Raw genomic sequence first — 22,543 nt, 5'->3', positions numbered from 1 at the left:
GACATGAGCGACAAAGCCTCATTGCGGCCTTTCATTTCCGCGCAACGCCCCCTATATTCGTTTTGTCGGCTTGACCGACTATGGCGATAAATGGGCGATGAAATAAGCCGTTCGGACCCGGGGGCGGTACCCGGCGCCTCCACCAAAAGCCGCTGTTGACGACAGAGCGGTTTTTGCTGGGGGCGAAATAGGATCGACGAAGGTGTAAAGATCGTACTTTTGCCCGGCATTGTACCACCGTCATCGGGCTAAACTTATAGTTGCCAACGACAACTATGCGGAAGCTCGTCTCGCTGCTTAATGCAGTGCGAACGCTTCAAATCAAGCCCTAGGGGTTCGCACTTCTAGGCGGGGTTCGGAGGTACCTGGCAACAGAAACCTCCACTTCTCCCGCTCTCAATCACGTCATGCGTAACGGCCGCTTTTTGCGTCCGGACTTCGCACGGTCTCGGCCGCGAAGCCCCGCATCGCGTGCTTCCTTCTCCATGGGCAAAAATGCAAAACGATTCCGATCGATTCTTCGTGCTGACCGGCGGCCCGGGCTCCGGCAAGACCACCCTGATCGAAGCCTTGCGCCGGGTGGGCTTTGCGACGTCAGTCGAAGCCGGACGCGGCATCATCCGCGACCAGCGCGCCATTGGTGGATCCGCCCTGCCCTGGGAGGATCGCACGCTATTCGCCGAACTGATGCTGTCCTGGGAGATGCGCTCATATCAGAACGCGATCGAACGGAAGGGGCCGGTCTTCTTCGATCGCGGCGTGCCTGACACGCTCGGCTATCTCAGGCTGAGCGGCTTGCCCGCGGCAGCACACATCAGAACCGCCGCCATGCGTTTCCGTTACAATCCGCGCGTGTTCATCGCTCCGCCCTGGCCGGAAATTTTCGCGCAGGATGAAGAACGAAAGCAGACACCGGACGAGGCCGAGCGCACTTACCATGCGCTGGCCGGCGTCTATACGGAGCTGGGCTACGAACTAGTTCCGCTGCCCCTGGCGCCGGTCGAGGCGCGGCTGCGTTTCGTGCTGGCCAAGGCAGGGCTGAAATAAAAAAGGCCGGGAAAACCCGGCCTTTTCATGGACTTGCAGGCAGTGCCTACTCCGCTGGCGCTTCGACCACCTCGCGCGAGCGGCCAAGTGTCACCTTGGCCAGCGTGAAGGAAATCACCGCGCAGAGCGTGATGCCGGCGACCATCGGCAGCGGCGTCCCGTCGAAGAACAAGCCGGCGACGCCCATGGCGAGCGCGCCGATGGCGAAATGCAGCGTGCCCATCAGCGCCGACGCGGTACCGGCGATCTCGCCATGCTCTTCCATGGCCAGCACCGACGTGGTCGGAATGACCAGGCCGAGGAAGCCGTAACCGACGAACAGCAGGGCCGCCATCACATCGAGCCGGTCGACGCCCGTCGCCATGATCGCCAACAGCACCACCATCGTCGACGCATAGCCGGTGACTGCCACCCACACCACGCGCTTCAACCCGAAGCGCCCGGCCAGCAGTCCCGTCAGCTGCGACATGCCGATGAAGGCCACCGCATTGATCGAGAAGAACACGCTGTAGACCGAAGGCGACAGCCCGTAATGGTCGATCAGGATGAAGGACGAGCTCGACAGATAGACGAAAAAGCTCGCAATGCCGAAGCCGGCGATCGCTACCAAGCCGAGGAAGTTGCGGTCGCCCAGCAGGAAGCGATAGCCGGCAAGTGCGGTGCCGAAGGAGGAACCGACGCGTTCCTCAGCCGGCCGCGTCTCCTTGAGCGAGGTCGCGAGCAGGATGGTGGCGAGCGCTGCCGCGCCGGTCACCGTCCAGAACACGGCGCGCCAGCCGAAATTCTCGATGATCTGGCTGCCGGTCAGCGGCGCCAGGATCGGCGACACCGAAAACACCAGCATCAGCAAGGACATCAGCTTCGCGGCCTCATTGCCGGTGTGCAGGTCGCGCACGATGGCGCGGGGTATGGCCATGCCGGCGCTGGCGCCGAGGCCCTGCAGGAAGCGGAAGGCGATCAGCCACTCGATGGTCGGCGCCATTGCCGAACCGATGCCGCCGACCATGAACAGCGCAAGGCCGCCATAGAGCGGCAGCTTGCGGCCGACCATGTCGGAGATCGGCCCGACGACGATCTGGCCAAAACCCATCGACAGGAAGAAGATCAGCAGGCTCATCTGCACGGCGGCGGTGCCGGCGTGCAGATCCGCGCCAATCGACGGCAGTGCGGGAAGATACATATCGATGGCGAACGGGCCGATGGCGGACAACAGGCCGAGCACGACCGCGATGCGGAGGAATTTGGGACTCATGATATTGGCTTCTTTCGAAATCTGGTTGCCGCCGCCAGGCGACGTCTAACCCCAGGACGTTCCATCCCATGAGACACCGACACCGAAGGAGCGAATTCTATTCGTCCCCGGTGCGAAATCTCTTTATCGTATGTCCACAAAATTAGACACTCTTGTCCAAATCGTCAATCACCTCTATATAGATTTTCATGAGAGCGAGCGTTTCTCCTGACACTTTCCCGCCACGCGGCCACGAGGCCAAGCGCCTGTCCATCGTCGACGCCGCCGCCGGCGTGTTCTGCCGCGAAGGCTTCGCCGGCGCCAATATCGACCTGATCGCCGCGGAGGCCGGCGTGTCACGCCAGACCGTCTACAACCACCATGGCGACAAGGAAAAGCTCTTCATGGCCGTGGTGCGCGACCTCACCGAGCGCTGCAATGTCGGTATCTTCGCCACCATCGCCACCTTTCCCGACCAGCCAGGCGATCTCGAAGCGGATTTGATCGGCTTTGCCGTGCGGCTGAACCAGAACTGCATCTGCAACCGCGACGGAAAATTCCTGCGCAAGCTGATCCAGACCGAAGGCGAGCGCTACCCGGAATTGTTCGCCGAATGGCGCGAACAGGGTCCGGGCAGGACATGGCCGGCAATCGCCGCCCGCTTCGCCCGCCTCGCCTATGGCGGCCACCTCACCATCGACGACCCCGACGTCGCGGCGCGCCAATTCCTCGGCCTGGTCAATGCCGAACTGCAGACCACCTTCATGCTCGGCGGCACGCCGCGCGAGGACGAGGTGGTGCAGTCGGCGACGAATGGCGTGCGCACTTTCCTGCGCGCTTTCGGTAAGCGCCCTGCCCCGGGCAGCGTCAAAAAGCACACTACGCTGGCTAACGCATAACATTTGCGGTTGCCGACAAGCCGCCTTGCCGATCAAATCGTTGGCAATAGTCCTCGCTTAGGCACGGCGGCCGCCTATATCAGGTTTACGCCGCGCTCAAGCTTGATTACAGCTATGCGGACGATTCAACGGAACCCGACCACCACATGGCCGACGACCACATCCGCTACGACATTCTGGCCCAGGAGGCGTTGCGCGGCGTCATGCGCAAGGTCCTGGCCGAAGTCGCACGCACCGGCCTCCCCGGCAACCATCATTTCTTCATCACGTTCCTGACCGGCGCGCCCGGCGTGCGCGTCTCCTCGCGGCTGCGCGAACGCTATCCCGAACAGATGACCATCGTCATCCAGTTCCAGTATTGGGACCTCAAGGTGACCGACACCGGCTTCGAGGTAGGCCTGTCCTTCTCCGACGTGCCGGAGAAACTCGAAATCCCGTTCTCGGCCGTGCGTGGCTTCTATGATCCCTCGGTCAATTTCGAGCTCGAGTTCGACGTCAAGACCGATGCCCAGCCCGACGAGGAGCCGGCCCAGCCGGCGGCCGAGCCGCTGACCATCGTTTCCGAGAAGAAGCCGAAGGCCGAGAAGAAGGCTGCCGCCGAGCCGGAGAAGAAGCCCGCCGCGGCTGACGCCGGCGCCAAGGGCGCCGAAGTGGTTTCGCTCGACGCCTTCCGCAAGAAATAGGCTCGGCGGGCCATGGCCGACATCGTCAACCTCCGCCAGGCTCGCAAGCAGAAGGCGCGGGACGAGAAGACGCGCGTCGCCGAACAGAACCGGGCCTTGCACGGCCGCTCCAAGGCGGAGAAGCAACGCGACCGGATGATCGCCGACAAGGCCGAGAAATTTGTCGCCGGCCATCGCCTCGATCCGTCCGGCAAGGACGAGCAGTGAGTCTCCGGTCGTGAGCGTCGTCGAAAAGCGCTCGGTGACCATTCGCGGCCATCGCACCAGCTATTCCCTCGAAAAACCCTTCTATGACGATCTCATCGCTATCGCCGCGGCGAGAAAGCTGACGCTGGCCGCCCTCGTGGCCGAAGTCGACGAGACGCGGCCCCGCGACACCAATTTGTCCTCGGCGCTGCGGCTCTATGTGCTGGAATGGGCGAAGCGCGGAGCGAGTTCCTAGACGCCCTCGACCGCGTCCGTCTTATTCCCGCGCCTTGTGCCGAAACCAAGCAAGGTCGAGCGGTCACGCTCCTCGGCCTGCTTGTGCGACCGCACGTGCATCAGATCCTTCCAGCCGACATAGCCGACCAGTTGCAGGCTTTCGCGGGCGACGACCGGCAGATGCGAGACGTTGGCCATCAGCAGCTTGTCCGAAAGGCCTTCCAGATATTCGTCGGGATAGGCAAGCGTCACCTTGCTGCCGGCCAACAATTCGCCGAGCGTCGTCGTCCTGTGCTTGCCGGCACGGCGCCAGCGCAGGATCGCCGGCGGATCGATGAGGCCAAGCACCTGCCTGTTCTCGTCGACAACCGGAAAGCTGGGATGCCGCGTCTCGGGTGCCGTCAAGAACGCCGCCGCGCCATGCAGCGTCATCGTCGCCGGCACGCTCTCGACCTGCGACGTCATCACCTCGCGCACCCTGGTCAACGCGAAGGGATCGACGCGGTATTCGCGCACGAGGTGGTGCCCTCGCCTGGCGATCTTCTCGGTCAGGATCGACCGCTTCATCAGGAGCACGGTGACGGCATGCGCCGCGGCACAAGCAGCGATCAGCGGCACCAGCACATGCGTGTTGCCGGTCAACTCGACGGCGAAGAAAGTAGCCGTCAGCGGTGCCCGCATCGTGCCACCCATGGTCGCGGCCATGGCCAGCAGCGCCCAGAAGCCCGGATCCGCCGTCGGCAGGAATCCGCCGAGCACGGCGCCCATCGCGCCACCCACGATCAGCAGCGGCGCCAGCACGCCACCGGACGTCCCTGAACCGAGCGCCACCGACCAGATGATGGCCTTGACCACCAGCAGCATCAGCGCGGCGGCAGCAAGCGTGCGGCCATCCAGCATGTCGGCGATATTGTCATAGCCGACACCGAGCGCCTGCGGCTCGATCAGTCCGCCGATGCCGACCACCAGGCCGCCGATCATTGGCCACCACATCCAGTGGATGGGCAATTTCTGGAAGGCATCCTCGCAGGCATAGACCATCTGGGTGAGCAGCCCCGACAGCAGGCCGGCGCAGATTCCGACCAGAACCCAGCCGCCAAGCCCGACGAACGAGACCGCCATGCCACCCTGGAACGGAAAGATCGGCCCGGGCAGATGCAGCACGGGTACGCTCGACCTCGGCAATGATCGCGGCAACCGCCACGGGGATGAAGGACCGCGGCGTCCATTCGAACAGCAGCAGTTCCACCGCCAGCATGATGGCCGCGATCGGCGTGCCGAACACGGTGGTCATGCCGGCGGCGGCACCCGCCACCAGCAGCGTCTTGCGTTCGTTGTCGCTGACCGGCAGCATCTGCGCGATCAGCGAGCCGATGGCGCCGCCGGTCATGATGATCGGCCCTTCGGCGCCGAACGGCCCGCCAGAGCCGATGGAGATTGCCGACGACAGCGGCTTCAGGATCGCCACCTTGGCGCCGAGTTTTGAACGCCCGAGCAGGATCGCCTCGATCGCTTCGGGAATGCCATGGCCACGGATCTTCTCGCTGCCGTAGCGCGCCATCAGGCCGATGATCAGCGCGCCGATCACCGGCACCACCACCGCGGCAAGCCCAAGCGGCGTATCCTGCAATTTCAGATCGGCGAGCGTGAACTGGCCGAAATAGGCAATGTTGGTGGCAAGCCGGATCAGTTTCAAAAGCACGATGCCGGCGAACAGCGCTGCCGTGGCCACCACCACGGCTATGGTGGCAATGGTCAGCACGCGCGCGTCGGTGGTGAAATCCCTGAGATGGCCGTTTTCAGAGTGATGGGGCTTCATGACTGGCTTTCTGGCGGCGGCCGGATCTCGGGTGGACGGCACGGCGAAGACGCCGGCCGGCTTTGTCGGCTCGCTATGTATCGTAACACGATATAAATTCAAGCCGGTTTTGCAGCAAAACCGTTTGAGCCTTTGGCCGGAATGGAACAAATGTCTGGAATGACGCAGCCCAAAAAATCTCGCCCCGCCATCAAACAGGCCGACTACGAGCGGCTGTCCGAGTTCCGCTACCTGATCCGCCGCTTCCTCGAATTCAGCCAGTTGCAGGCGGAAGACGCCGGCCTGACGCCGCGCCAGCATCAGGCGCTGCTGGCGATCAAGGGCTATCCGGGCGGCGGACCGGTGACGGTCGGCGACCTGGCGGAGCGCCTGCGCATCCGCCACCACAGCGCCGTCGAACTGGTCAACCGCCTGAGCGAAGCCGGACTGGTCGTGCGGGACCAGGATAAGGACGACCATCGCCGCGTGCTGCTGCGGCTGACCGAACGTGCCGACGATTGCCTGGCCGAGCTGTCGGCAGCGCATCTCGACGAGCTTTCGCGCATCGAACCCGTGCTGAGGCGCCTGCTCGATCAGGGCCGCGAGTGACGCTCTGGCGTCTTGCGCCGGATGGCACCTTTTATTCTTTCGACGCCTGAATCTTTTGGCCTCCCCGCGACGTCTAGGGGGATGAAAGCCTCAAAGGGGCGCAAGGCAATCGAGAGGAAGGCCAGCGATGAAACGCCATCTGATACGCTACAAGACCAAACCCGAACGGGCCGATGAGAACGAGCGGCTGATCAAGGCCGTGTTCAAGGAGCTGCACGACAAATCACCGGATGGCGTTCGCTATATGACCTTGCGGTCCGGCGACGGTACGTTCGTCCATCTGGTCGAGACGGAAACCGACGCGCATTCTGATATCATCACGGGGCTGGCCGCATTCGAGGCCTTTCAAAACGGCATCAGGGATCGCTGCAGCGAACCTCCGCAACGCGACGAGATGACCGTGGTGGGCAGCTACCGGATGCTGGATGCTTGATCGAGGCAGGCGACGGCGCAGAACGGGAGGCGTATGAACATTCCCATTCCTGGCGGGCAGCATGGGCTCTTCGAGCACCTGTTTGGGGAGTTGCGCCCCAAGCTGCACCGCTACTGCGCCCGCATGACGGGCTCGGTCTTCGACGGCGAGGATGTGCTGCAGGAGGCGCTGGCCAAGGCGATCGAGGCTTTGCCCGGTGCCGGCCCGATCGCCAATCCGGAAGGCTGGCTGTTTCGCATCGCCCACAATACGGCGTTCGACTTCCTGCGCCGGCGATCCCGCGAAAAGGCCTATTCCGACGAGGATTTGGACATGATCGTCGACCCGGCGAATCCCACCGTCGATCGTCAGGCCGCGGCTGCGGGGCTGCATACCTTCATGCGCCTTCCCGTGACCCAGCGAAGCAGCGTCATCATGATGGACGTTCTCGGCTATTCGCTGCAGGAGATCAGCGCCACGCTCGATGCCAGCATCCCCGCGGTCAAGGCCGCACTGCATCGCGGCCGCGACCGGCTGCGCCAGATTGCCGGCGAACCCGACGACCGCCCGCTCCCGAGACTGGGCGCCGCGGAACGTCAGTTGCTCAACGCTTACATCGACCGCTTCAACGCCCGCGATTTCGACGCGGTGCGCGACATGCTGGCGCAAGAAGTGCGCCTGGAGCTGGTGGCCAGGACACGGCTCAACGGCCGCAAGGAAGTCGGCGCCTACTTCGGCAACTATTCCCGGGTTCAGGATTGGCACCTCGTGCCCGGTTTCGTTGAAAACAGGCCGGCAATTCTCGTCCGTGACCCCTACGACCCGGCGGCCCGCCCCACCTATTTCATCCTACTGGCCTGGCAGGACGGCAAACTTGCCGCCATCCGCGATTTTCGCCATGCCCGCTATGTGGCCGACGATGCTGAGCTACTCGCTCTCTGAGACAAGAGCCCTTCGGATGAGCGACGGGAAGGCCTTGCCCTACTGCAACGACTTCAACAGATTGTCGACTGTGAACGGATTGGACTTCGGCTTGGCCGGCGGCGGATTGTCGTTGGCCTCCGGCAGTGGTGCGCGCTCGACCTTCGGCGCCTGTTCCGCCGCCTTGCGCTCGGCCTCGAGCCTGGCCTTTTCCTGCGTGGCGATGCGCATCGCCTCTTCGGCTTTCTGGCGCTCCTGCTCGGCCTGCGCCTTGGCCGCTTCGTCGGCCGCCTGCTGTTCCGCCGCGGCCTTCGCCTCGGCATCGGCTTTCGCCTTGGCGTCCGCATCGGCCTTGGCTTTCGCTTCCGCGTCGGCCTTCGCCTTGGCCTCCGCTTCGGCCTGCGCCTGGGCTTCGGCTTCCGCTTTCGCCTTGGCATCGGCCTCGGCTTTCAGCCGCGCCGCCTCTTCCTGCTGGCGCAATTCCTCGGCGGCCTTGTCGCGCGCGTCCTGCAGCGCCGCGTAATAGCGCACTTCGCGCCGCAGCCGCTGCTTCTCCAGCAACGCCGCCTGCATCGCCTCGACGCGCTGCTGCTCCTTCTCCAGCGCGCGCTGGATCAGGAACTGCGCCAACGGCTCGCTGTCGAACTGCCGCTTGACGGCGCCGAACGGTCCTTCAGCGGTGAAATTGACGACCGGCTCGGAGCCGACCAGCGCCTCGTCGCCGGGCCGGTAGGTGATGGCGCCCTTGGCGGAAACCGTGCTGGTGTTGAGATCGGCCGTGACATCGGCGGACAAGGTCGCCTCCGGATTTTCAAGGCTGATCGGCGGCGCCCGCAGCATGCCGCCGGCAATTGTGAAGGCGATGTCGGCGTCCTTGGCGGGGAAATTGCCAGCGGCGGCGATATCGGGCGCAAAGCCCGCGGTCTTGGCCGCATCGATGTCGCGCCCGATCGCATCCGCCTTGGCAAGGAAGGCGCTGAACGCATCGGGATTGACGCCGGCGACCTGCAAACCCTTGAGCGCCGCCGTGCCGGAACCCGACAGGGCAGCGATCATTGCATCGACCGACTTGCCGCTGGTCGACAGCGTCGTCGAGAAATCGCCGACGCCGCCGATGCCGGCATCCGGCAACACGTTTGCCAGATCGGCACCGGCCAGTTTCATCTGGCCGGTGAACAGCCCGGTGCCATCAGTGTTTTTCAACTCGAACAGCCCGGTCAGCGCCCCGCCAAGAAGTTTCGCCTTGAGGTCCGAGACGCGGATGCCTTCCTGGTCGAGCTTCAGCGAAAAAGAAGCATCATAGGCGGTGGCGAGCGGTCCGGCTGCAAGGGCCGCCGTCGCCAGGTCGAGGTCGGCGGTGAACGGCAGGCTGGATTTCTGGCTGAAGGGCGCTGCCGGCCAGACGCCACCCTTGGCGCTCTTGTCAGCCGCATTTTTGTCGGCCTCATTTTTGTCGGCAAGGAAAGCGGAATCGCCGAACAGCGCCACTGCCATCGGATCGAGGTCGAGCTCGTCAAGCGCCAGCGCGCCGGCCAGATGCGGCAGGCCGTCCTTGACGTCGACATTGACGTCGCCGGAAACAGCCGCCTCGTTGATCGCGCCGCTGACATTGTCCAACACCAGCAGACCGTTGCCGTAATCGCCTTGTGCCGAAAGCGACGTCGACATGCCAGCGCCCATGCCGGGCAGGCCGATGCCTGTCGTCATCAGCCAGGGTTCGATGTCTGCGGCATCGAGGTTGATCTTGCCCTTGGCGGTCGGGCCCTGCGGCGTATCGGCAACGGTCCCTTCGAAGCCGGCCTTGAAGTCATTGCCGGCAAGGCTGAAAGTCGTCGCCAGGCCACCGCCAAATGTGCCCTTGGCCTGAATGTCGGTGGTTGCCTCGCCCAGCATGCCGAGCGGCAGCGCCGGCAGGCCGTAAAACGCCAGCAGCGCGGTGGCGTCGGGGTTTTTGGCGTTGAAGGTCAGCGTCACCGGCGCTTCAAGCAATTTGTCGGGCGCCCCCTTCCCCGACAGCGAGGCAGAAAATGCCGTGCCGCCGGCCTTGCCTTGTCCGCTTACCGCCAGGCCGGTCGTGCCATCGCCATTGTCGGCGGCACTTGCCACGAGGTCGACGCGGGCGTCCTGAAGCAGCTCCGGATAGGCGGCCGCGCGGCTCGCCAGCCCCTTCAGCACCGCATTGTCGGGATAATGCTGCGCGGCGACATCGATCAGCGGCTTCAGGTCGACGGCGACAACCGATGCATCGAGCTTGCCGGTCGGGCTCGCGGGAAAATCCTTGATCCGGCCCGTCGCGCTGATCGAGGCGCCGGCCAGCCCGCCGAGCGAGAGCCGGTCGACTTCAAGCAAGCCGTCGCGCAGCCTGAGCGCGGTGTCGACCGTGTCGGCGGTCAAACCGCCGGCGCTGACCGGGCCGGCCTTTATCTGGAAATCGAGATCGCTGTTGGCAAAACGGTTGGCGCCCTTGTCGCTGACGAAGATCGAGGCGAAGGCCGCCAGCCCGTCGACATCGAGTTCACCGCCCTCGAGCCGCATCAGCACCGATGGCTTTGCGTCGTCAGGCTGGCTGGAATCGATGCGGCCGGAAAACTTCGCCTTGCCGAGGATCAGTTCGAGATCGCTGAAGGATTGATGGTTTTCCGAGAGATCGACCTTGGCCTTGAAGCCGGCGGCGGGCAGACGACGGATCGCCTCGTCGACATCCCTGGAAAGCCAGGCGGCAAAACCGGAGGGTTGCGCCACGGCCAACAGCAACGAGCCGGTGAAGCCGAAATGGCCCTGCACGTTGAGCGCAAGCATGCCATCGGCTTCCAGCGTGGTGCGGCCGGGCAAGGTCGCGGCAAGCGATTTGATCGACCAGCCGCTCTCAACGGGCTCGGCGGAGAGATGCACGTCACGCACCGTCGTGTCGCCCGCCACCACCGCCGGCAGCTTGACCTCGACGGTGCCGGGAATGGTCGGCTTCGGCAGATCGAGCAACGCCTGCTCCAGCCCGGCAATACGTTGATCCAGTGTCAGGCCGGTGCCGGCCTGGCCCCCCACCGCCTCGTCGAACTGCACCTGTGCGCCATTGGCCTCGATGGCGAAGCTCGGCTTCTGGCCGAGATCGACCGAAGCCTTGCCGTCGGCGGTGTAGGGATTGTCCAGCGGCCCGGTCTCGAAACGGAATTCGTCGACGCCAAGCTTCTGGTGGTCGAGCGAGAACTTGCCGTTCAGGCGAAAACCGGGATCGGGCTTGCCGGCGCTGACCTTCACCGTCTCGCCATCGGTGCCGCGCAATTGGGCTGAATTCTTGTCGGCGCCGGAAATCTTGAACTGGCCGGAATAGACAGCGGCACCGTTGACGATGCCGGCATTGCCGTCGGTTTCGATGACCAGCGGATAGGCGTCGGGATCGGCCTTCAGCCGCAGCCGCATCTGGCCATCGCCCTCGGCCTTGCCGGTCGATGCCGCGATCGTGGTGCGCAATCCGTCCAGCCGCAGCGTGCCGTCCATGCGCCACGGACCGGCCAGCGACTTGGCCGAAATGGTCGAGTTGATCTCGGAAAAGATATGGCTGCGTCCACCGGCGGCATGGCGCAGCTCGATCTGCCCTTCCGTCACCGTCAGCTTCTCGATCGAGATCTGGTTGAGGTCGAAGGGCGAGGACGGCCGCATCGCCCAGTCGACGGTGCCGTCATTGGCAATGTCGATCGTCGCCTTCGGATGCACCAGCCGCATGTCAAAGATCAGCACCTCGCCGCGCAGGAAAGGCGCCAATTCCGCATCCATCGAAAACGTCTCGACGGTCATGGCCGGCTGGCCGTTGGGACCGCCTGCGACGGCGACGTTGGAGAAGGTTACCGAGGGGAATGGCAGCAGCCGCGCCGTAGCGTCGCCCTGCACGGTTACCTTTCTGCCAAGGATGGCGCTTGCCTCACGCTCGAACTGGGCGCGGTAGCCGGTCCAGTCGACAAAGTACGGCACCACCAGCGCCGCGCACAGCACCAGCACAAACAAGCCACCGAAGATCACGAACAGGCGTGCGAGCATCAGCTCCGAACAGGTTGATTGAAATTCTGCCGCACTCTACCCGCATCCGCGTGTCGATAAAGAGGCAATTCATCCCGTATTGCCTCATCCCGGGCGATCTGAAACAAATTCGGCAAAAGCGGAGATTCTCGAATGTCGGGCAAGAACTGGGACCGCGTGCCGATCGACGCGCAGAGCGTCGATGCGCCGCTTTCGCAATCGGCGATTTTCCTGGTCGTCACCGTCGCCGGCGAACAGCCGGCCCTGGCCAAAGTTTGTTCCGTGCTCGGCGAACTTGACGATCTGGTCAAGACGGTCGGCTTCCGCGACCTTGGCGGACACCTGTCCTGCATTGCCGGCATCGGCCGCGATCTATGGGATCGGGTGAGCCCCGGCCGCCGGCCGCTGGAGCTGAAATCGTTCGCGCCGATCAAGGGCGCGGTCCATTCTGCGCCATCGACACCGGGCGACCTTCTCTTCCACATCCGGGCCGAACGATCAGACATGTGCTTCGAATTCGAGCGCATCCTGCTCGACCGGCTTGGTTCCAATGTGACCGTCGTCGACGAAGTGACCGGCTTTCGCTATTTCGATGCCCGCGACCTGCTCGGCTTCGTCGACGGCACCGCCAACCCGACCGGCCTCGACCTGCCCGCCTCGGCGCTGGTTGGCGACGAGGACGCCGACTTTGCCGGCGGCTCCTATGTCGTCGTCCAGAAATACCTGCACGATATGCAGGCCTGGGCGCGCATTCCGACGCCCGAGCAGGAGGCGATCATCGGCCGCACCAAGATCGACAACATCGAGATCGACGATGACGACGCGCCGCGCAAATCGCACAAGTCGCTGGCCACCATCGAGGACGCCGACGGCAACGAGTACGACATATTGCGCGACAACATGCCGTTTGGCCGGCCCGGACAGAACGAGTTCGGAACCTACTTCATCGGCTATAGCAGGTATCTCTGGGTCACCGAAAAGATGCTGCAGCGCATGTATGTCGGCGACCCGCCGGGCGCCTATGACCGGCTGCTCGATGTCTCGATGCCGCAGACCGGCACGACCTTCTTCGCGCCGACGCGGCCCTTGCTGCAGGCCCTTGTCGAGGGCGCGCAGGAGAAGTAGGCGGCCCCTCGCTGAAAGGCCGAACCATCAGCGCGCGGATCGGCCGCGCAGATACGCACAGACCAGTTCGATGATCTCGGCCCGTAATGCCGGTGAATCGAGTTCGCCATGTCGTGCCGCACTGTGCACGACCCCTTCGACCGCGCCCGAAAGCACGCGTCCGGCAATCTCATCGCGCTCGGCATCGGCCTTGCCCGCGGCCGACGCGATCACGGCCTGGTAGCGGCGCAGATACTCGGCCTCGAACTGATCCTGCGTCGAGCGGGCGGCAAGCGGCACCTCGTCGAGCAAGACGCGATGCAAATCCTGATCGACATTATGGGCGGCGACGACACCGTCGATCAGCTTCGCCGCACGCTGCTCGAGGGTCATCGCCGCGCCATGCTCTTCTGAACCGGAAATCGCCGCCAGCACCGCGTCGAGATGGCGTTTGCGGATCTCTTCCGCCAGCGCCAGCTTGTTGGGAAAATACTGATAGATCGAGCCGACGCTGACACCGCCTATAACAGCGGTTTCGTTGGTGGTGAAATCCGCCCAGCCGCGCCGCGCCAGAACGCGAGCCGCCGCCTCCACAATCGTGTCCACGGTCGCACGCGAACGCTGCTGCCGTGGCGCTTTGCGCACGCTTGCCTGCTCTGAGGGAACGCGAGTAGCCATTGCTGGGCAACTTCATCAAAATGCGACTGTCAGCTCACATTTATCCAAGCCCGCAACGCAAGCCAATGAGAGACCGTAATGAGCAGCAAAACACTGCTTCTGTCCCTGTTCCGCTACAAAAGCTGGGCCGACGACGAATTGCTCGCTCTGCTGGCCGAGATCGAGAGCGAGCTCCCCGACGAGCAGCTTGGGGCGATCCTCGAAACCATCAATCACGCTTATGTCGTCGACCGGATTTTTGCCTCGAACGTCCGGAAGGAGAATCACGCCTATCGCGACACCGGCACGAGCAGCACGCCGACACTCGCCGAACTGTCAGTGGCAATCACCGAAACGGATCGGTGGTACCTGCGTTATGTCGAAGAGTTGAAGCCCGAAGAGCTGGCCGAGACGATCCCCTTCACCTTTACGAGTGGCAGCCCCGGGCAAATGTCGCGCGAGGAGATGCTTGCGCACGTCATTACCCATGGCGGCTATCATCGTGGCGAGATCGGCCGCATCGTCACCCAATTGTCGAAGCCCACGTCTGCCGACACATTCACCGGCTATCTCCATCAGGCGGAGCCCGCACGTCGCGCGTGACGAGCTCAGGCGCGGTGTCCGACAGCCTCCATCAGCACGGTCAAAACCGCTCCCTTGTGAAGGCTGGTCGAGAAACTCTCGGCAATGAACTCGAGCGTTGAATCATGGAACGTCAGGATGAAATGCCGATAGTCTGAAAACAGTTCGGGCGTATGGGATGAATGAACCCGATTGGCCTTTTCCAGAGACGCGATCCACAAGGAGTTGCGGACTTCAAATGCCTCGTAGGCCCGCAAGCCCAGTGCATAGAGCCGGTGGCCTCTGATGACTTCATCATTCGGCTGGCCGAATTGAAATGCCAGATAAGGGTCCGCCGTCAGGATGGCGATGGACTGGTTCCCTGTTGCCGGCGAAACCGAGCGCGGATTCGTGCCATCGAAGGACGGATCAGGAGCATTGGCGACGTAGGCGACAAGCAATCTGCCTTCATCCGCAAACACATGAGGCAGTGGCGCGCCAGCGGACGACGGCGGCACCTCGATCGGTACCAATGTCTCGGCAGCGGACATCTAATGGCTCACAGCCGGCAATATCTTGCCGGGATTCATGATGTTTTGCGGGTCGAGCGCCTGTTTGATGGTGCGCATGATGTCGACGCCGTGGCCGAGTTCGCTGCGCAGGAAGCCGATCTTGCCTTGGCCGATGCCATGCTCGCCGGTGCAGGTGCCGTCCATGGCGATCGCCCGCATGTTGAGCCGAGCGACGAACTTCTCCGACAGCGCGATCTCCTTGGGATCATTGACATCCATCAGCACCAGCACATGGAAATTGCCGTCGCCGGCATGGCCGACGATCGGTGCGATCAAGCCCATCTCGGCGATATCGGCTTCGGTTTCCATGACGCATTCGGCAAAGCGCGAGATCGGCACGCAGACATCGGTCGACAGGCCCTTGGCGCCCGGCCGCAGCGTCAGCGAGGCCCAGTAGGCATCGTGCCTGGCCTTCCACAGTTTGGTGCGTTCCTCGGCGACGCTGGTCCACAGGAACGGCCCGCCGCCATTCTCCTCGGCGAGCATGCCGAAAGTCTCGGCCTGTTCGGCAACGCCGGCATCGCTGCCGTGGAATTCGACGAACAGGCACGGGCTCTCGGGATAGTCGAGCTTGGAATAATTCTTCATCGCCCGCATCTGCAGCGCATTGACCAGTTCGATGCGCGCCACCGGAATGCCCATCTGGATCGTCGCGATGACGGCGTTGCAGGCCGCCTCGACACTCGGAAACGGGCAGACGCCGCCGGAGATTGCCTGCGGAATGCCTTGCAGCTTCAGCGTCAGCGCGGTGATGATGCCGAGCGTGCCTTCGGAGCCGACCAGCAGCCTGGTCAAATCATAGCCGGCCGAGCTCTTCTTCGCCCGCTTGCCTGTCGTCACCGTCTCGCCGTCGGCCATGACCGCCGTTAGCGACAGCACGTTCTCGCGCATCGTGCCGTAGCGCACCGCATTGGTGCCGGAGGCGCGAGTCGCCGCCATCCCGCCGAGCGAGGCATTGGCGCCGGGATCGATCGGGAAGAACAGTCCGGTGTCGCGCAGATGCCGGTTCAGGTCCTCGCGCGTCACGCCGGGTTCGACCGTGCAGTCGAGATCCTGCGGATTGACCACGAGAATGCGGTTCATGCGCGAGGTGTCGACCGAGATGCCGCCGCCCGGCGCGTTGGTGTGGCCTTCCAGCGAGGAGCCGACGCCGAAGGCGATGACCGGCACGCGGTGCGCGGCGCAGGCACGCACGATCTCCTGCACCTCGGCCGTCGTCTCGGGGAAAGCGACGCCATCGGGCGCCTGCGTCGGGATATAGGTGGTGGTGTGCGCGTGCTGCGAGCGGATGGCCTGGCCGGTCTGAAAACGCTCGCCGAGCTGTTGCTTGAGGATGCCGAGCACCGCGGCGATACCTTCCTCGTTGCGTTCGACCGGATTGAGGTCGCTCAGAGCCATGAATTCCTCCGCGAATGGACCAGCGCCCACGCTTGTTATGCAGCTATGGATGCCTAAAGCAATTCCAGGAAAAGTGTGAAGCGGTTTTCCGTCCGGAATTGCGTCAGAACAAAAAGTCTCACCCACCACGCTCTGTCCAGCGCCAGAACAAGGAAGTTTCGATGCCCATCCCCGCACCCTTCGTTTCCAAGCACATGGACATCGAGAAGGACTGGATCGATTACAACGGCCATCTCAACATGGCTTATTACAACGTGCTGTTCGACCGCTGCTCGGATGAGGCTTTCGAGGCGATGGGCATGGGGCTGGACTATGTGAAGCAGCGGCGCCTTACCATCTACACCGCCGAAGTCCATGTCTGCTACGTCCAGGAACTGCATCTGGACCACAAGGTCCAGGTGTCCTTCCAGCTCATCGACCATGACGAGAAGCGGCTGCGGGCCTACCAGGAAATCCGACATGTCGACGGCTGGCTCGCCGCCACTTCCGAGACGCTGTCGCTGCATGTCGACATGTCGGGGCCGAAAGTGGCACCCTTCCCCGCCGATGTGCTGGCCAAGATCGAAGCCATGCGCGCCGCCCATTCGGTGCTGCCGATGCCGGAACGCGCCGGCCGCTCGATCGGCATCAAACGCAAATAGGGCCTAGCCGATATCCATCCAGCTTCCTTACGCGAGGCATTGGGTCTGACTTCAAAGCCACACCCTGAACTCAAAATCGCAGAGCCCCCGATATCCATCAGCAGCGGTGCTTGAAGCGGGTTTAGACCGGCGTTAACCTTACTGAGGTTTTAACGGGAACAAGCCAATTGAGCCGTTGAACGACTCAGCAGAGCGGTCGAAAACGTCCGCACTGGGTTGTTTTACGAGCGGCGGGGCGAAGCCGGTTCGAGGGACGTGCATGAAAACCGACATCAAGGTCGAGGTGGACAGGCTGGCCGCTGATCCGCGCATCACCGACTATGATTTCTGGCGTTCGCTCAAGAACGTCGACAACGAGATCTTCCACATCGCCAACAACAACGAACCGATTCCGTTCGACATGATCCGCTGGCGCAGCATTTTGAAGCGCGCCCGCCTGAAGCGCGGTCACGCATAGCGCTGTCATCGGGCAACCAATCAAATCGCGCCATTTACGGCGATCGCTTAACCGCCTCCAGCGGTGAGCGTGCCACCACCGGCGACGACTGGATGACGGCCGTGTTGGTCATCGCGTAGGGGATGATGCGGTCGATCACCCGTTCGAGTTCGGTCACCGAGCCGACATGCGCCAGCGCGATGAAGCAATCCTCGCCGGTCACCCGATCGCATTGCGCGATCTCCGGCAGCTCGCGGATGATGTCGGCCACCACGGACAATTGCCCCGGCACCGGCCGGATGCGCAGCCATGCCGACAGCTTCAGGCCAAGCGCCGCTGGATTGATCCTGACCGAGTAGGCTTCGATCACGCCGTTTTCCTGCAGCCGCTTGATGCGCTCGGCGACACTCGGCGCCGACAGGCCGACCGAACGCGCCAGCTCCGCCGTGCTGGCCCGCGCATCCTTCTCCAGCAGGCGCAGGATCTTCATGTCGGCCGCGTCGAGATCAACATTTTCAGTTCGAAGGCGTTTCACTGAAAACTCCTTGCTTCTGGGAGTATATTTGCCAGAGACGCTGGCCATCCTCCATATAAAGCGGAAAAATCGCCTGCGATACTGATCCGATGAACGATCAGACGCAAGCACCAGCTGCGCACCCTGCTCCCGTCCTCGACAGCCTGGCGACAAAACTGCCGCCGCATGTCTGGTTCGGCGTCAGCGCCATCTTCCACTATCTCGGCCCGGCCTTCGCCGTGCTGCTGTTCCCGCATGTTGGCGTGCTCGGCATGGCGTGGCTGCGCATTGCCACCGCGGCGCTGATCTTCGCGCCGCTGACCCGCCCGTGGCAAACCTGCGCCCGCGCCGATCCTCCGACACGGCTGCTGTTGCTGGCCTTCGGCGCCTGTCTGGCGGTGATGAACTGCTCGTTCTACCTGGCGCTCGACCGCTTGCCGATCTCGCTGGTGGCGGCGATCGAATTCGTCGGCACTATCGGCGTCGCGGTGGTCGGCTTGCGGAGCGCCCGCAACCTGGCTGCCCTTGCCGTGGCCGTCACCGGCACCTTGCTGCTCATCGACGTCAAATGGTCCAGCGATCCGGTCGGCCTGTTCTGGGCCTTCCTCAACGGCGCGCTGTTCGTCGGCTACATCGTGCTTGGCCACCGCGTCGCCCGATCCGGCGCCGGCGACGGCATTGCCGGCCTCGGCGCCGCCATGGCAATTGCGTTCGTCGTCGTGCTGCCGATCGGCTTCACCGACGCGTTGCCTGCTTTCTTCTCGCCCCCGCTGCTCATCGCGGCCATCGGCGTCGGCATCTGCTCCTCGGTCATTCCCTATATCTGCGACCAGCTTGCCATGTCGCAGTTGCCGCGGTCCAGTTTCGCGCTGATGCTGTCGCTGCTGCCGGTCACGGCAACGCTGATCGGCGTCATCGTACTGCGCCAGATTCCAAGCTTCAGTGATTGCCTGGGGATCGCGCTGGTCGTCGCCGGCGTTGCCTTCCACAAGCCGGCGTCGACGAGCTAGACGCCGGAAAAACCTTTATCATCAATTGCTTGCAAGAATGCCGAGTCGGTTCCCAATCTCGCCGAACTGCGACAACACGTCCAGGATTGAACCAATTCCTCACTTGAGCCGTTGACCCCTACGAAAACGGCTTGGAGTGACACAATGGACTGGAAACGGACCAGGGAGCCTGCCGACGCCTGGCACATGACGGACGACCTTCATGTCGAGCATGGCAAGGGCGACCCGTTCGCGGCGGCCATCCGCGCCACCCGCATGTCGATGATCATCACCGATCCCAGGCGGCCCGACAACCCGATCGTCTTTGCCAATGACGCCTTCCTGCGTCTGACTGGCTACGGCCGCGACGAGGTCATTGGCAAGAACTGCCGCTTCCTGCAGGGGCCGAAGACCGACAAGGCCGCCATTGCGGAGATACGCGCGGCGATCGAGGACAAGGCCGATGTCAGCGTCGACATACTGAACTATCGCAAGGACGGTTCGACCTTCTGGAACGCGCTCTACATCAGCCCTGTCTCCAACGACAAAGGCGAATTGCAGTTCTTTTTCGCTTCGCAACTCGATGTATCGGATCGCAAGCGCTCGGAGCATCGCATCACCGCCGACAAGGACCGCTTCGAGAAAGCGGTGAAGGAACGCACCGCGGAACTGGAAGCAGCCCTTGAGGCGCAGACTACCTTGCTGCACGAGGTCGATCATCGCGTGAAAAACAATCTGCAGATGATCTCCTCGCTCATCATCATGCAGAGCCGCACCATAAAGGACGAGGCAACCAAACGTTCTTTGAAGACCATGCTGGAGCGCATCGAGGCGCTCAGCACCGTGCACCGCCGCCTCTACCAGTCGAAGGATGTCAGCCGGTTCGACGTCTCGGATTTCGCCAAGGACCTGGTGACGGATCTGCTTACGGCGTCGGGGCGATCCGGGATCAAGTCGAAACTCGAGCTCGAACCCATTGTGATTTCAGCCGAGAAGGCGACGCCTGTCGCGCTGATGGTCAATGAACTTGTCACCAATGCCTTGAAGCACGCTTTCAAGGAAGGACCGGACGGGACCACGGCGGGGCGCATCGGCATCAAGATGAGCCAGCCCGACGGCCACTTCAACATCGAGGTTTCAGACGACGGCGTCGGCATGGCCGCAGCCAATGGCGATGCCTCTTTCGGCATGCGGCTGATCAAATCGCTCGCCCGCCAGTTGCACGCCAATATCGAATGGCGTGACGCCGGCCCCGGCACCAAGGTCGTGATCTCGATGCCAAATGAACCGCAGCAAAAAGGGACTCTCTCATGATTGAACCGCTCAAGGTCCTGATCGTCGAGGACGAAGCGCTGTTGGCGATGGAACTGGAAAGCCTTGTCGAGGAGGCCGGCCATAGCGTCGTCGGCTGGGCGACGTCTTCTGCGGAAGCAAAAAGCATGGTCGACTCCACGGATGCCGACATCGCTTTTGTCGACATCCACCTGACCGACGGCCCCACGGGCGTCGACGTGGCCCACTATATCGGCGAGAGGAAACGTTCGATGGTGGTGTTCATGACCGCCAATCCGAAGCGCATTCCCGATCATTTCGCCGGTGCGATCGGTGTCATCGCCAAGCCCTACACGATGAACGGGCTGACGTCGGCTTTGCGGTACCTGCAGGAGGGCGTGCGCCGCCCACCGCCCGTTTCCCAACGGCCGGCCGGCTTCACCCTTTCACCCGCCTTCGAAGCTGTCTGGGCGCCCGCCGCCTGACGCGGTGACTAGGCCAGTTTTTCCTTCAGGAAGGCGATCGTCCTGCCCCAGGCGAGATCGGCCGCCTTCTTGTCGTAACGCGCCGCCGAGGTGTCGTTGTTGAAGGCATGGTTGGCGCCTTCATAGACATAGACCGTGTACTCGACACGCGCGGCGTCGAGCTCCTTCTTGAAGGCGTCGATGCCGGCATTGGTGCGATCGTCGAGGCCGGCATAGTGCAGCAGCAGCGCGGCCTTGATCTTCGACGCGTCGGCGGCGTTCGGCTGCATGCCGTAATAGGCGACGCTGGCGGCGAGATCGGGCGCGTTGACCGCCAGCATGTTGGCCGTGCCGCCGCCCCAGCAGAAGCCGATGGCGCCGACCTTGCCGTTGCCGTCCTTGTCGGCCTTCAGGAAAGCGACGGTCGCCACGGCGTTGGCGACGGTCTGCGCCGGATCGAGTTTGGTGAACATGTCGCGCGCCTTGTCCTCGTCGGCGGGCGTGCCGCCGAGCGGCGACAGGAAATCCGGCGCAAGCGCCACGAACCCTTCCAGCGCCACGCGCCGGGCAACGTCACGTATATGCGGGTTGAGCCCCCTATTTTCATGGATGACGATGACTGTGCCGAGCTTGCTCGTCTGGTTCGCCGGTTTGACCAGATAGCCCTTCATCTCGCCGCCGCTGCCGGGATAGCTGATGTCCTCGCCTTTCACGCGGGCATCGTTTTCGGCGACGATCGCCGCCTGGGCGGAATTCGCCGCCAGCATTGGCGCGATGGCCGCCGCCGCGGCACCCGATCCGGCAAGCCTGGTCAGTTGTTCCATGAAGCGGCGACGATCGAGTGTCAGATGCGTGTATTCGTCATAGGCATCGATCATCGCCTGGGTGATGACGGGTTCTTCGTTGTTGGCGGATTTCGTCACGGGCGCATTCCTCGATCTTAGAGCATGATGCCGAAAAGTGTGAAGCGGTTTTCGGACGACATCATGCTCTATCTCTTTGATTTAGAGCCGGATTCAGATTTCAGGTCGATTCGACCTGAAATCATCCGACTCTAGGGTCTCGACTGCGGTGTCCTTGCCGTTCGCAAGATAGGGGCGAGCCTCGCATCGTCCAGTCACGGCTCGGTGACACTTTCGTTTGGCGGGACGTGCGGTAAGCGGCGGCAACCTCATCACAATCTTGTCATCGGCGACAAATCCTGGTGGCGCTGCCACAATGATAGGGGAAACTGACCATTCGGCCGCCCCATGGCGCGGCCACGGTCCTGAAAGGCCCGATCTGAAAGGAAATGCCGATGACCATGCCTTCGCCGATCCTGGCAACCGCCTTCATGGTTGCCGCGGCCGCCCTTCTGGCGATGCGCGCAACTGCTATCGCGGCGAGCCGGAAGTCCATGGTCAAGGTCCGCATTAGCCGGCGCCATCCGGCAAACACGAAAACCCAGGGTTGAGGTAAAGTCATGGAGATACAGGATATCGTGAACACTGTCTCGCAGAAGGCCGGTCTCGATCAGGCAACGACCGAAAAAGTCGTCGGCACCATTTTCTCGGTGCTTGAGCACGAGGCGGAAGGCACCAGCGCCTCATCCTTCTTCGCCAAGATCCCGGGCGCCGATGCATTGGCGCAGAAATATGACGTCTTGGGCGCCGCTCCTGCCGGCGGTGGTGGCGGCTTCCTGTCGTCGCTGCAAGGCGCGCTTGGCGGCGTTCTCGGCGAAAAGGCCGGCGCGCTGGTCAACGGCCTCGCCGCCCTCAAGGAATCCGGCCTCGATCTGGCGCAGATCCAGAAGGCCGGCGCCACGCTGGTCCAGCAAGCCGAAGCCGCCGCCGGCCCCGATTTGACCAACCAGGTGCTCGGCTCCGTGCCCGGCCTCAAGAGCCATCTGGGGCTAGGCTAGC

25 protein-coding genes, 1 other RNA gene and 1 pseudogene are annotated in these 22,543 nt (G+C 63.1%); 19 read left to right on the top strand and 8 right to left on the bottom strand.

The window, feature by feature from the left end:
- Window positions 1-25: 25 nt before the first annotated feature.
- Both ssrA and AC04SF_RS10005 read left to right on the top strand, forming a co-directional pair.
- Window positions 26-386: a transfer-messenger RNA gene (ssrA, locus tag AC04SF_RS10010) on the top strand.
- A 109-nt stretch (window positions 387-495) separates the two neighbouring features.
- Complete coding sequence (locus AC04SF_RS10005) at window positions 496-1,047, top strand: AAA family ATPase (RefSeq protein WP_096447334.1); 552 nt, start codon at window positions 496-498, stop codon at window positions 1,045-1,047.
- Between the two features lie 46 nt (window positions 1,048-1,093).
- Here the strand turns inward: AC04SF_RS10005 and AC04SF_RS10000 are convergent, their stop codons facing one another.
- The gene (locus AC04SF_RS10000) at window positions 1,094-2,299 is read right to left on the bottom strand and encodes a multidrug effflux MFS transporter (protein WP_096447336.1); all 1,206 of its coding nucleotides are present in this window, start codon (window positions 2,297-2,299) and stop codon (window positions 1,094-1,096) included.
- A 188-nt stretch (window positions 2,300-2,487) separates the two neighbouring features.
- Between AC04SF_RS10000 and AC04SF_RS09995 the strand changes: the two genes are divergently transcribed.
- From AC04SF_RS09995 to AC04SF_RS09980, 4 genes are all read left to right on the top strand, one after another.
- Entirely contained in the window at window positions 2,488-3,177 is a 690-nt protein-coding gene (locus AC04SF_RS09995) for a TetR/AcrR family transcriptional regulator (protein ID WP_488477651.1), read from the top strand.
- Window positions 3,178-3,323: 146 nt separating this feature from the next.
- Window positions 3,324-3,860 (top strand): SspB family protein, encoded by a 537-nt coding sequence (locus AC04SF_RS09990; protein WP_488477650.1) that lies wholly within the window; start codon window positions 3,324-3,326, stop codon window positions 3,858-3,860.
- A 12-nt stretch (window positions 3,861-3,872) separates the two neighbouring features.
- Window positions 3,873-4,067, top strand: a complete 195-nt coding sequence (locus AC04SF_RS09985) for a DUF4169 family protein (protein WP_488477649.1) — start codon at window positions 3,873-3,875, stop codon at window positions 4,065-4,067.
- A 10-nt stretch (window positions 4,068-4,077) separates the two neighbouring features.
- The gene (locus AC04SF_RS09980; RefSeq protein WP_488477648.1) at window positions 4,078-4,302 is read left to right on the top strand and encodes a ribbon-helix-helix domain-containing protein; all 225 of its coding nucleotides are present in this window, start codon (window positions 4,078-4,080) and stop codon (window positions 4,300-4,302) included.
- Here AC04SF_RS09980 and AC04SF_RS09975 read toward each other — a convergent pair.
- Window positions 4,299-6,102 (bottom strand): annotated as a pseudogene (locus AC04SF_RS09975) (chloride channel protein). The gene AC04SF_RS09980 and the pseudogene AC04SF_RS09975 overlap by 4 nt on opposite strands.
- Here AC04SF_RS09975 and AC04SF_RS09970 point away from each other — a divergent pair.
- The 4 genes from AC04SF_RS09970 to AC04SF_RS09955 all read left to right on the top strand — a co-directional run bounded on the left by AC04SF_RS09970 (window position 6,101) and on the right by AC04SF_RS09955 (window position 8,044).
- Window positions 6,101-6,265 carry a hypothetical protein gene (locus AC04SF_RS09970; RefSeq protein WP_488477647.1) on the top strand — a complete coding sequence of 55 codons (165 nt, stop codon included), beginning with the start codon at window positions 6,101-6,103 and terminating at the stop codon, window positions 6,263-6,265. The pseudogene AC04SF_RS09975 and the gene AC04SF_RS09970 sit on opposite strands and share 2 nt — an antisense overlap.
- Window positions 6,253-6,690: a MarR family winged helix-turn-helix transcriptional regulator gene (locus AC04SF_RS09965; RefSeq protein WP_488477646.1), complete on the top strand. Its 438-nt coding sequence runs from the start codon at window positions 6,253-6,255 to the stop codon at window positions 6,688-6,690. Before AC04SF_RS09970 ends, AC04SF_RS09965 begins: the two co-directional genes overlap by 13 nt.
- A 127-nt stretch (window positions 6,691-6,817) precedes the next feature.
- The gene (locus AC04SF_RS09960) at window positions 6,818-7,123 is read left to right on the top strand and encodes a hypothetical protein (RefSeq protein WP_488477645.1); all 306 of its coding nucleotides are present in this window, start codon (window positions 6,818-6,820) and stop codon (window positions 7,121-7,123) included.
- 33 nt (window positions 7,124-7,156) lie between these two features.
- Window positions 7,157-8,044 (top strand): sigma-70 family RNA polymerase sigma factor, encoded by an 888-nt coding sequence (locus tag AC04SF_RS09955; RefSeq protein WP_488477644.1) that lies wholly within the window; start codon window positions 7,157-7,159, stop codon window positions 8,042-8,044.
- 39 nt (window positions 8,045-8,083) lie between these two features.
- Here the strand turns inward: AC04SF_RS09955 and AC04SF_RS09950 are convergent, their stop codons facing one another.
- Window positions 8,084-12,055 carry an AsmA family protein gene (locus AC04SF_RS09950; protein WP_488477643.1) on the bottom strand — a complete coding sequence of 1,324 codons (3,972 nt, stop codon included), beginning with the start codon at window positions 12,053-12,055 and terminating at the stop codon, window positions 8,084-8,086.
- Between the two features lie 132 nt (window positions 12,056-12,187).
- On the opposite strand from AC04SF_RS09950, the gene AC04SF_RS09945 reads away from it, so the two are divergent.
- On the top strand, window positions 12,188-13,159 hold the full coding sequence (locus AC04SF_RS09945) for a Dyp-type peroxidase (RefSeq protein ID WP_488477642.1): 972 nt from the start codon (window positions 12,188-12,190) through the stop codon (window positions 13,157-13,159).
- 27 nt (window positions 13,160-13,186) lie between these two features.
- Here the strand turns inward: AC04SF_RS09945 and AC04SF_RS09940 are convergent, their stop codons facing one another.
- Complete coding sequence (locus AC04SF_RS09940) at window positions 13,187-13,783, bottom strand: TetR/AcrR family transcriptional regulator (RefSeq protein ID WP_488477641.1); 597 nt, start codon at window positions 13,781-13,783, stop codon at window positions 13,187-13,189.
- A 111-nt stretch (window positions 13,784-13,894) separates the two neighbouring features.
- Between AC04SF_RS09940 and AC04SF_RS09935 the strand changes: the two genes are divergently transcribed.
- Window positions 13,895-14,398, top strand: a complete 504-nt coding sequence (locus tag AC04SF_RS09935) for a DinB family protein (protein ID WP_488477640.1) — start codon at window positions 13,895-13,897, stop codon at window positions 14,396-14,398.
- 5 nt (window positions 14,399-14,403) lie between these two features.
- Here the strand turns inward: AC04SF_RS09935 and AC04SF_RS09930 are convergent, their stop codons facing one another.
- Together AC04SF_RS09930 and AC04SF_RS09925 are read right to left on the bottom strand one after the other, a co-directional pair.
- Entirely contained in the window at window positions 14,404-14,907 is a 504-nt protein-coding gene (locus AC04SF_RS09930; RefSeq protein WP_488477639.1) for a hypothetical protein, read from the bottom strand.
- On the bottom strand, window positions 14,908-16,326 hold the full coding sequence (locus AC04SF_RS09925) for an FAD-binding oxidoreductase (protein WP_488477638.1): 1,419 nt from the start codon (window positions 16,324-16,326) through the stop codon (window positions 14,908-14,910).
- A 161-nt stretch (window positions 16,327-16,487) separates the two neighbouring features.
- Here AC04SF_RS09925 and AC04SF_RS09920 point away from each other — a divergent pair, with 161 nt between their 5' ends.
- Both AC04SF_RS09920 and AC04SF_RS09915 read left to right on the top strand, forming a co-directional pair.
- Window positions 16,488-16,967 carry a thioesterase family protein gene (locus AC04SF_RS09920; protein WP_488477637.1) on the top strand — a complete coding sequence of 160 codons (480 nt, stop codon included), beginning with the start codon at window positions 16,488-16,490 and terminating at the stop codon, window positions 16,965-16,967.
- Window positions 16,968-17,226: 259 nt separating this feature from the next.
- Window positions 17,227-17,424 carry a hypothetical protein gene (locus tag AC04SF_RS09915; protein ID WP_013894716.1) on the top strand — a complete coding sequence of 66 codons (198 nt, stop codon included), beginning with the start codon at window positions 17,227-17,229 and terminating at the stop codon, window positions 17,422-17,424.
- A 34-nt stretch (window positions 17,425-17,458) separates the two neighbouring features.
- Here AC04SF_RS09915 and AC04SF_RS09910 read toward each other — a convergent pair whose 3' ends face one another.
- A complete protein-coding gene (locus AC04SF_RS09910; protein ID WP_488477636.1) occupies window positions 17,459-17,938 on the bottom strand; it encodes an Lrp/AsnC family transcriptional regulator in 480 nt (159 codons plus the stop codon).
- A gap of 89 nt (window positions 17,939-18,027) precedes the next feature.
- Between AC04SF_RS09910 and AC04SF_RS09905 the strand changes: the two genes are divergently transcribed.
- The 3 genes from AC04SF_RS09905 to AC04SF_RS09895 all read left to right on the top strand — a co-directional run bounded on the left by AC04SF_RS09905 (window position 18,028) and on the right by AC04SF_RS09895 (window position 20,663).
- The gene (locus AC04SF_RS09905) at window positions 18,028-18,927 is read left to right on the top strand and encodes an EamA family transporter (protein WP_488477635.1); all 900 of its coding nucleotides are present in this window, start codon (window positions 18,028-18,030) and stop codon (window positions 18,925-18,927) included.
- Between the two features lie 144 nt (window positions 18,928-19,071).
- A complete protein-coding gene (locus AC04SF_RS09900) occupies window positions 19,072-20,220 on the top strand; it encodes a sensor histidine kinase (protein ID WP_488477634.1) in 1,149 nt (382 codons plus the stop codon).
- On the top strand, window positions 20,217-20,663 hold the full coding sequence (locus tag AC04SF_RS09895) for a response regulator (protein ID WP_488477633.1): 447 nt from the start codon (window positions 20,217-20,219) through the stop codon (window positions 20,661-20,663). Before AC04SF_RS09900 ends, AC04SF_RS09895 begins: the two co-directional genes overlap by 4 nt.
- Window positions 20,664-20,671: 8 nt before the next feature.
- On the opposite strand, the gene AC04SF_RS09890 is transcribed toward AC04SF_RS09895, so the two are convergent.
- On the bottom strand, window positions 20,672-21,520 hold the full coding sequence (locus AC04SF_RS09890; RefSeq protein WP_488477979.1) for a dienelactone hydrolase family protein: 849 nt from the start codon (window positions 21,518-21,520) through the stop codon (window positions 20,672-20,674).
- A 419-nt stretch (window positions 21,521-21,939) separates the two neighbouring features.
- Between AC04SF_RS09890 and AC04SF_RS09885 the strand changes: the two genes are divergently transcribed.
- Together AC04SF_RS09885 and AC04SF_RS09880 are read left to right on the top strand one after the other, a co-directional pair.
- The gene (locus AC04SF_RS09885) at window positions 21,940-22,095 is read left to right on the top strand and encodes a hypothetical protein (RefSeq protein WP_488477632.1); all 156 of its coding nucleotides are present in this window, start codon (window positions 21,940-21,942) and stop codon (window positions 22,093-22,095) included.
- Window positions 22,096-22,104: 9 nt separating this feature from the next.
- Window positions 22,105-22,542, top strand: coding sequence for a hypothetical protein (locus AC04SF_RS09880; RefSeq protein ID WP_488477631.1), 438 nt, complete (start codon window positions 22,105-22,107; stop codon window positions 22,540-22,542).
- Window position 22,543 lies beyond the last annotated feature (1 nt).

It is taken from the genome of Mesorhizobium sp. CNPSo 4671, from assembly GCF_057784245.1.
The sequence above is the reverse complement of the archived record's forward strand: the minus strand, read 5'-3'. Positions and strand labels throughout refer to the sequence as shown.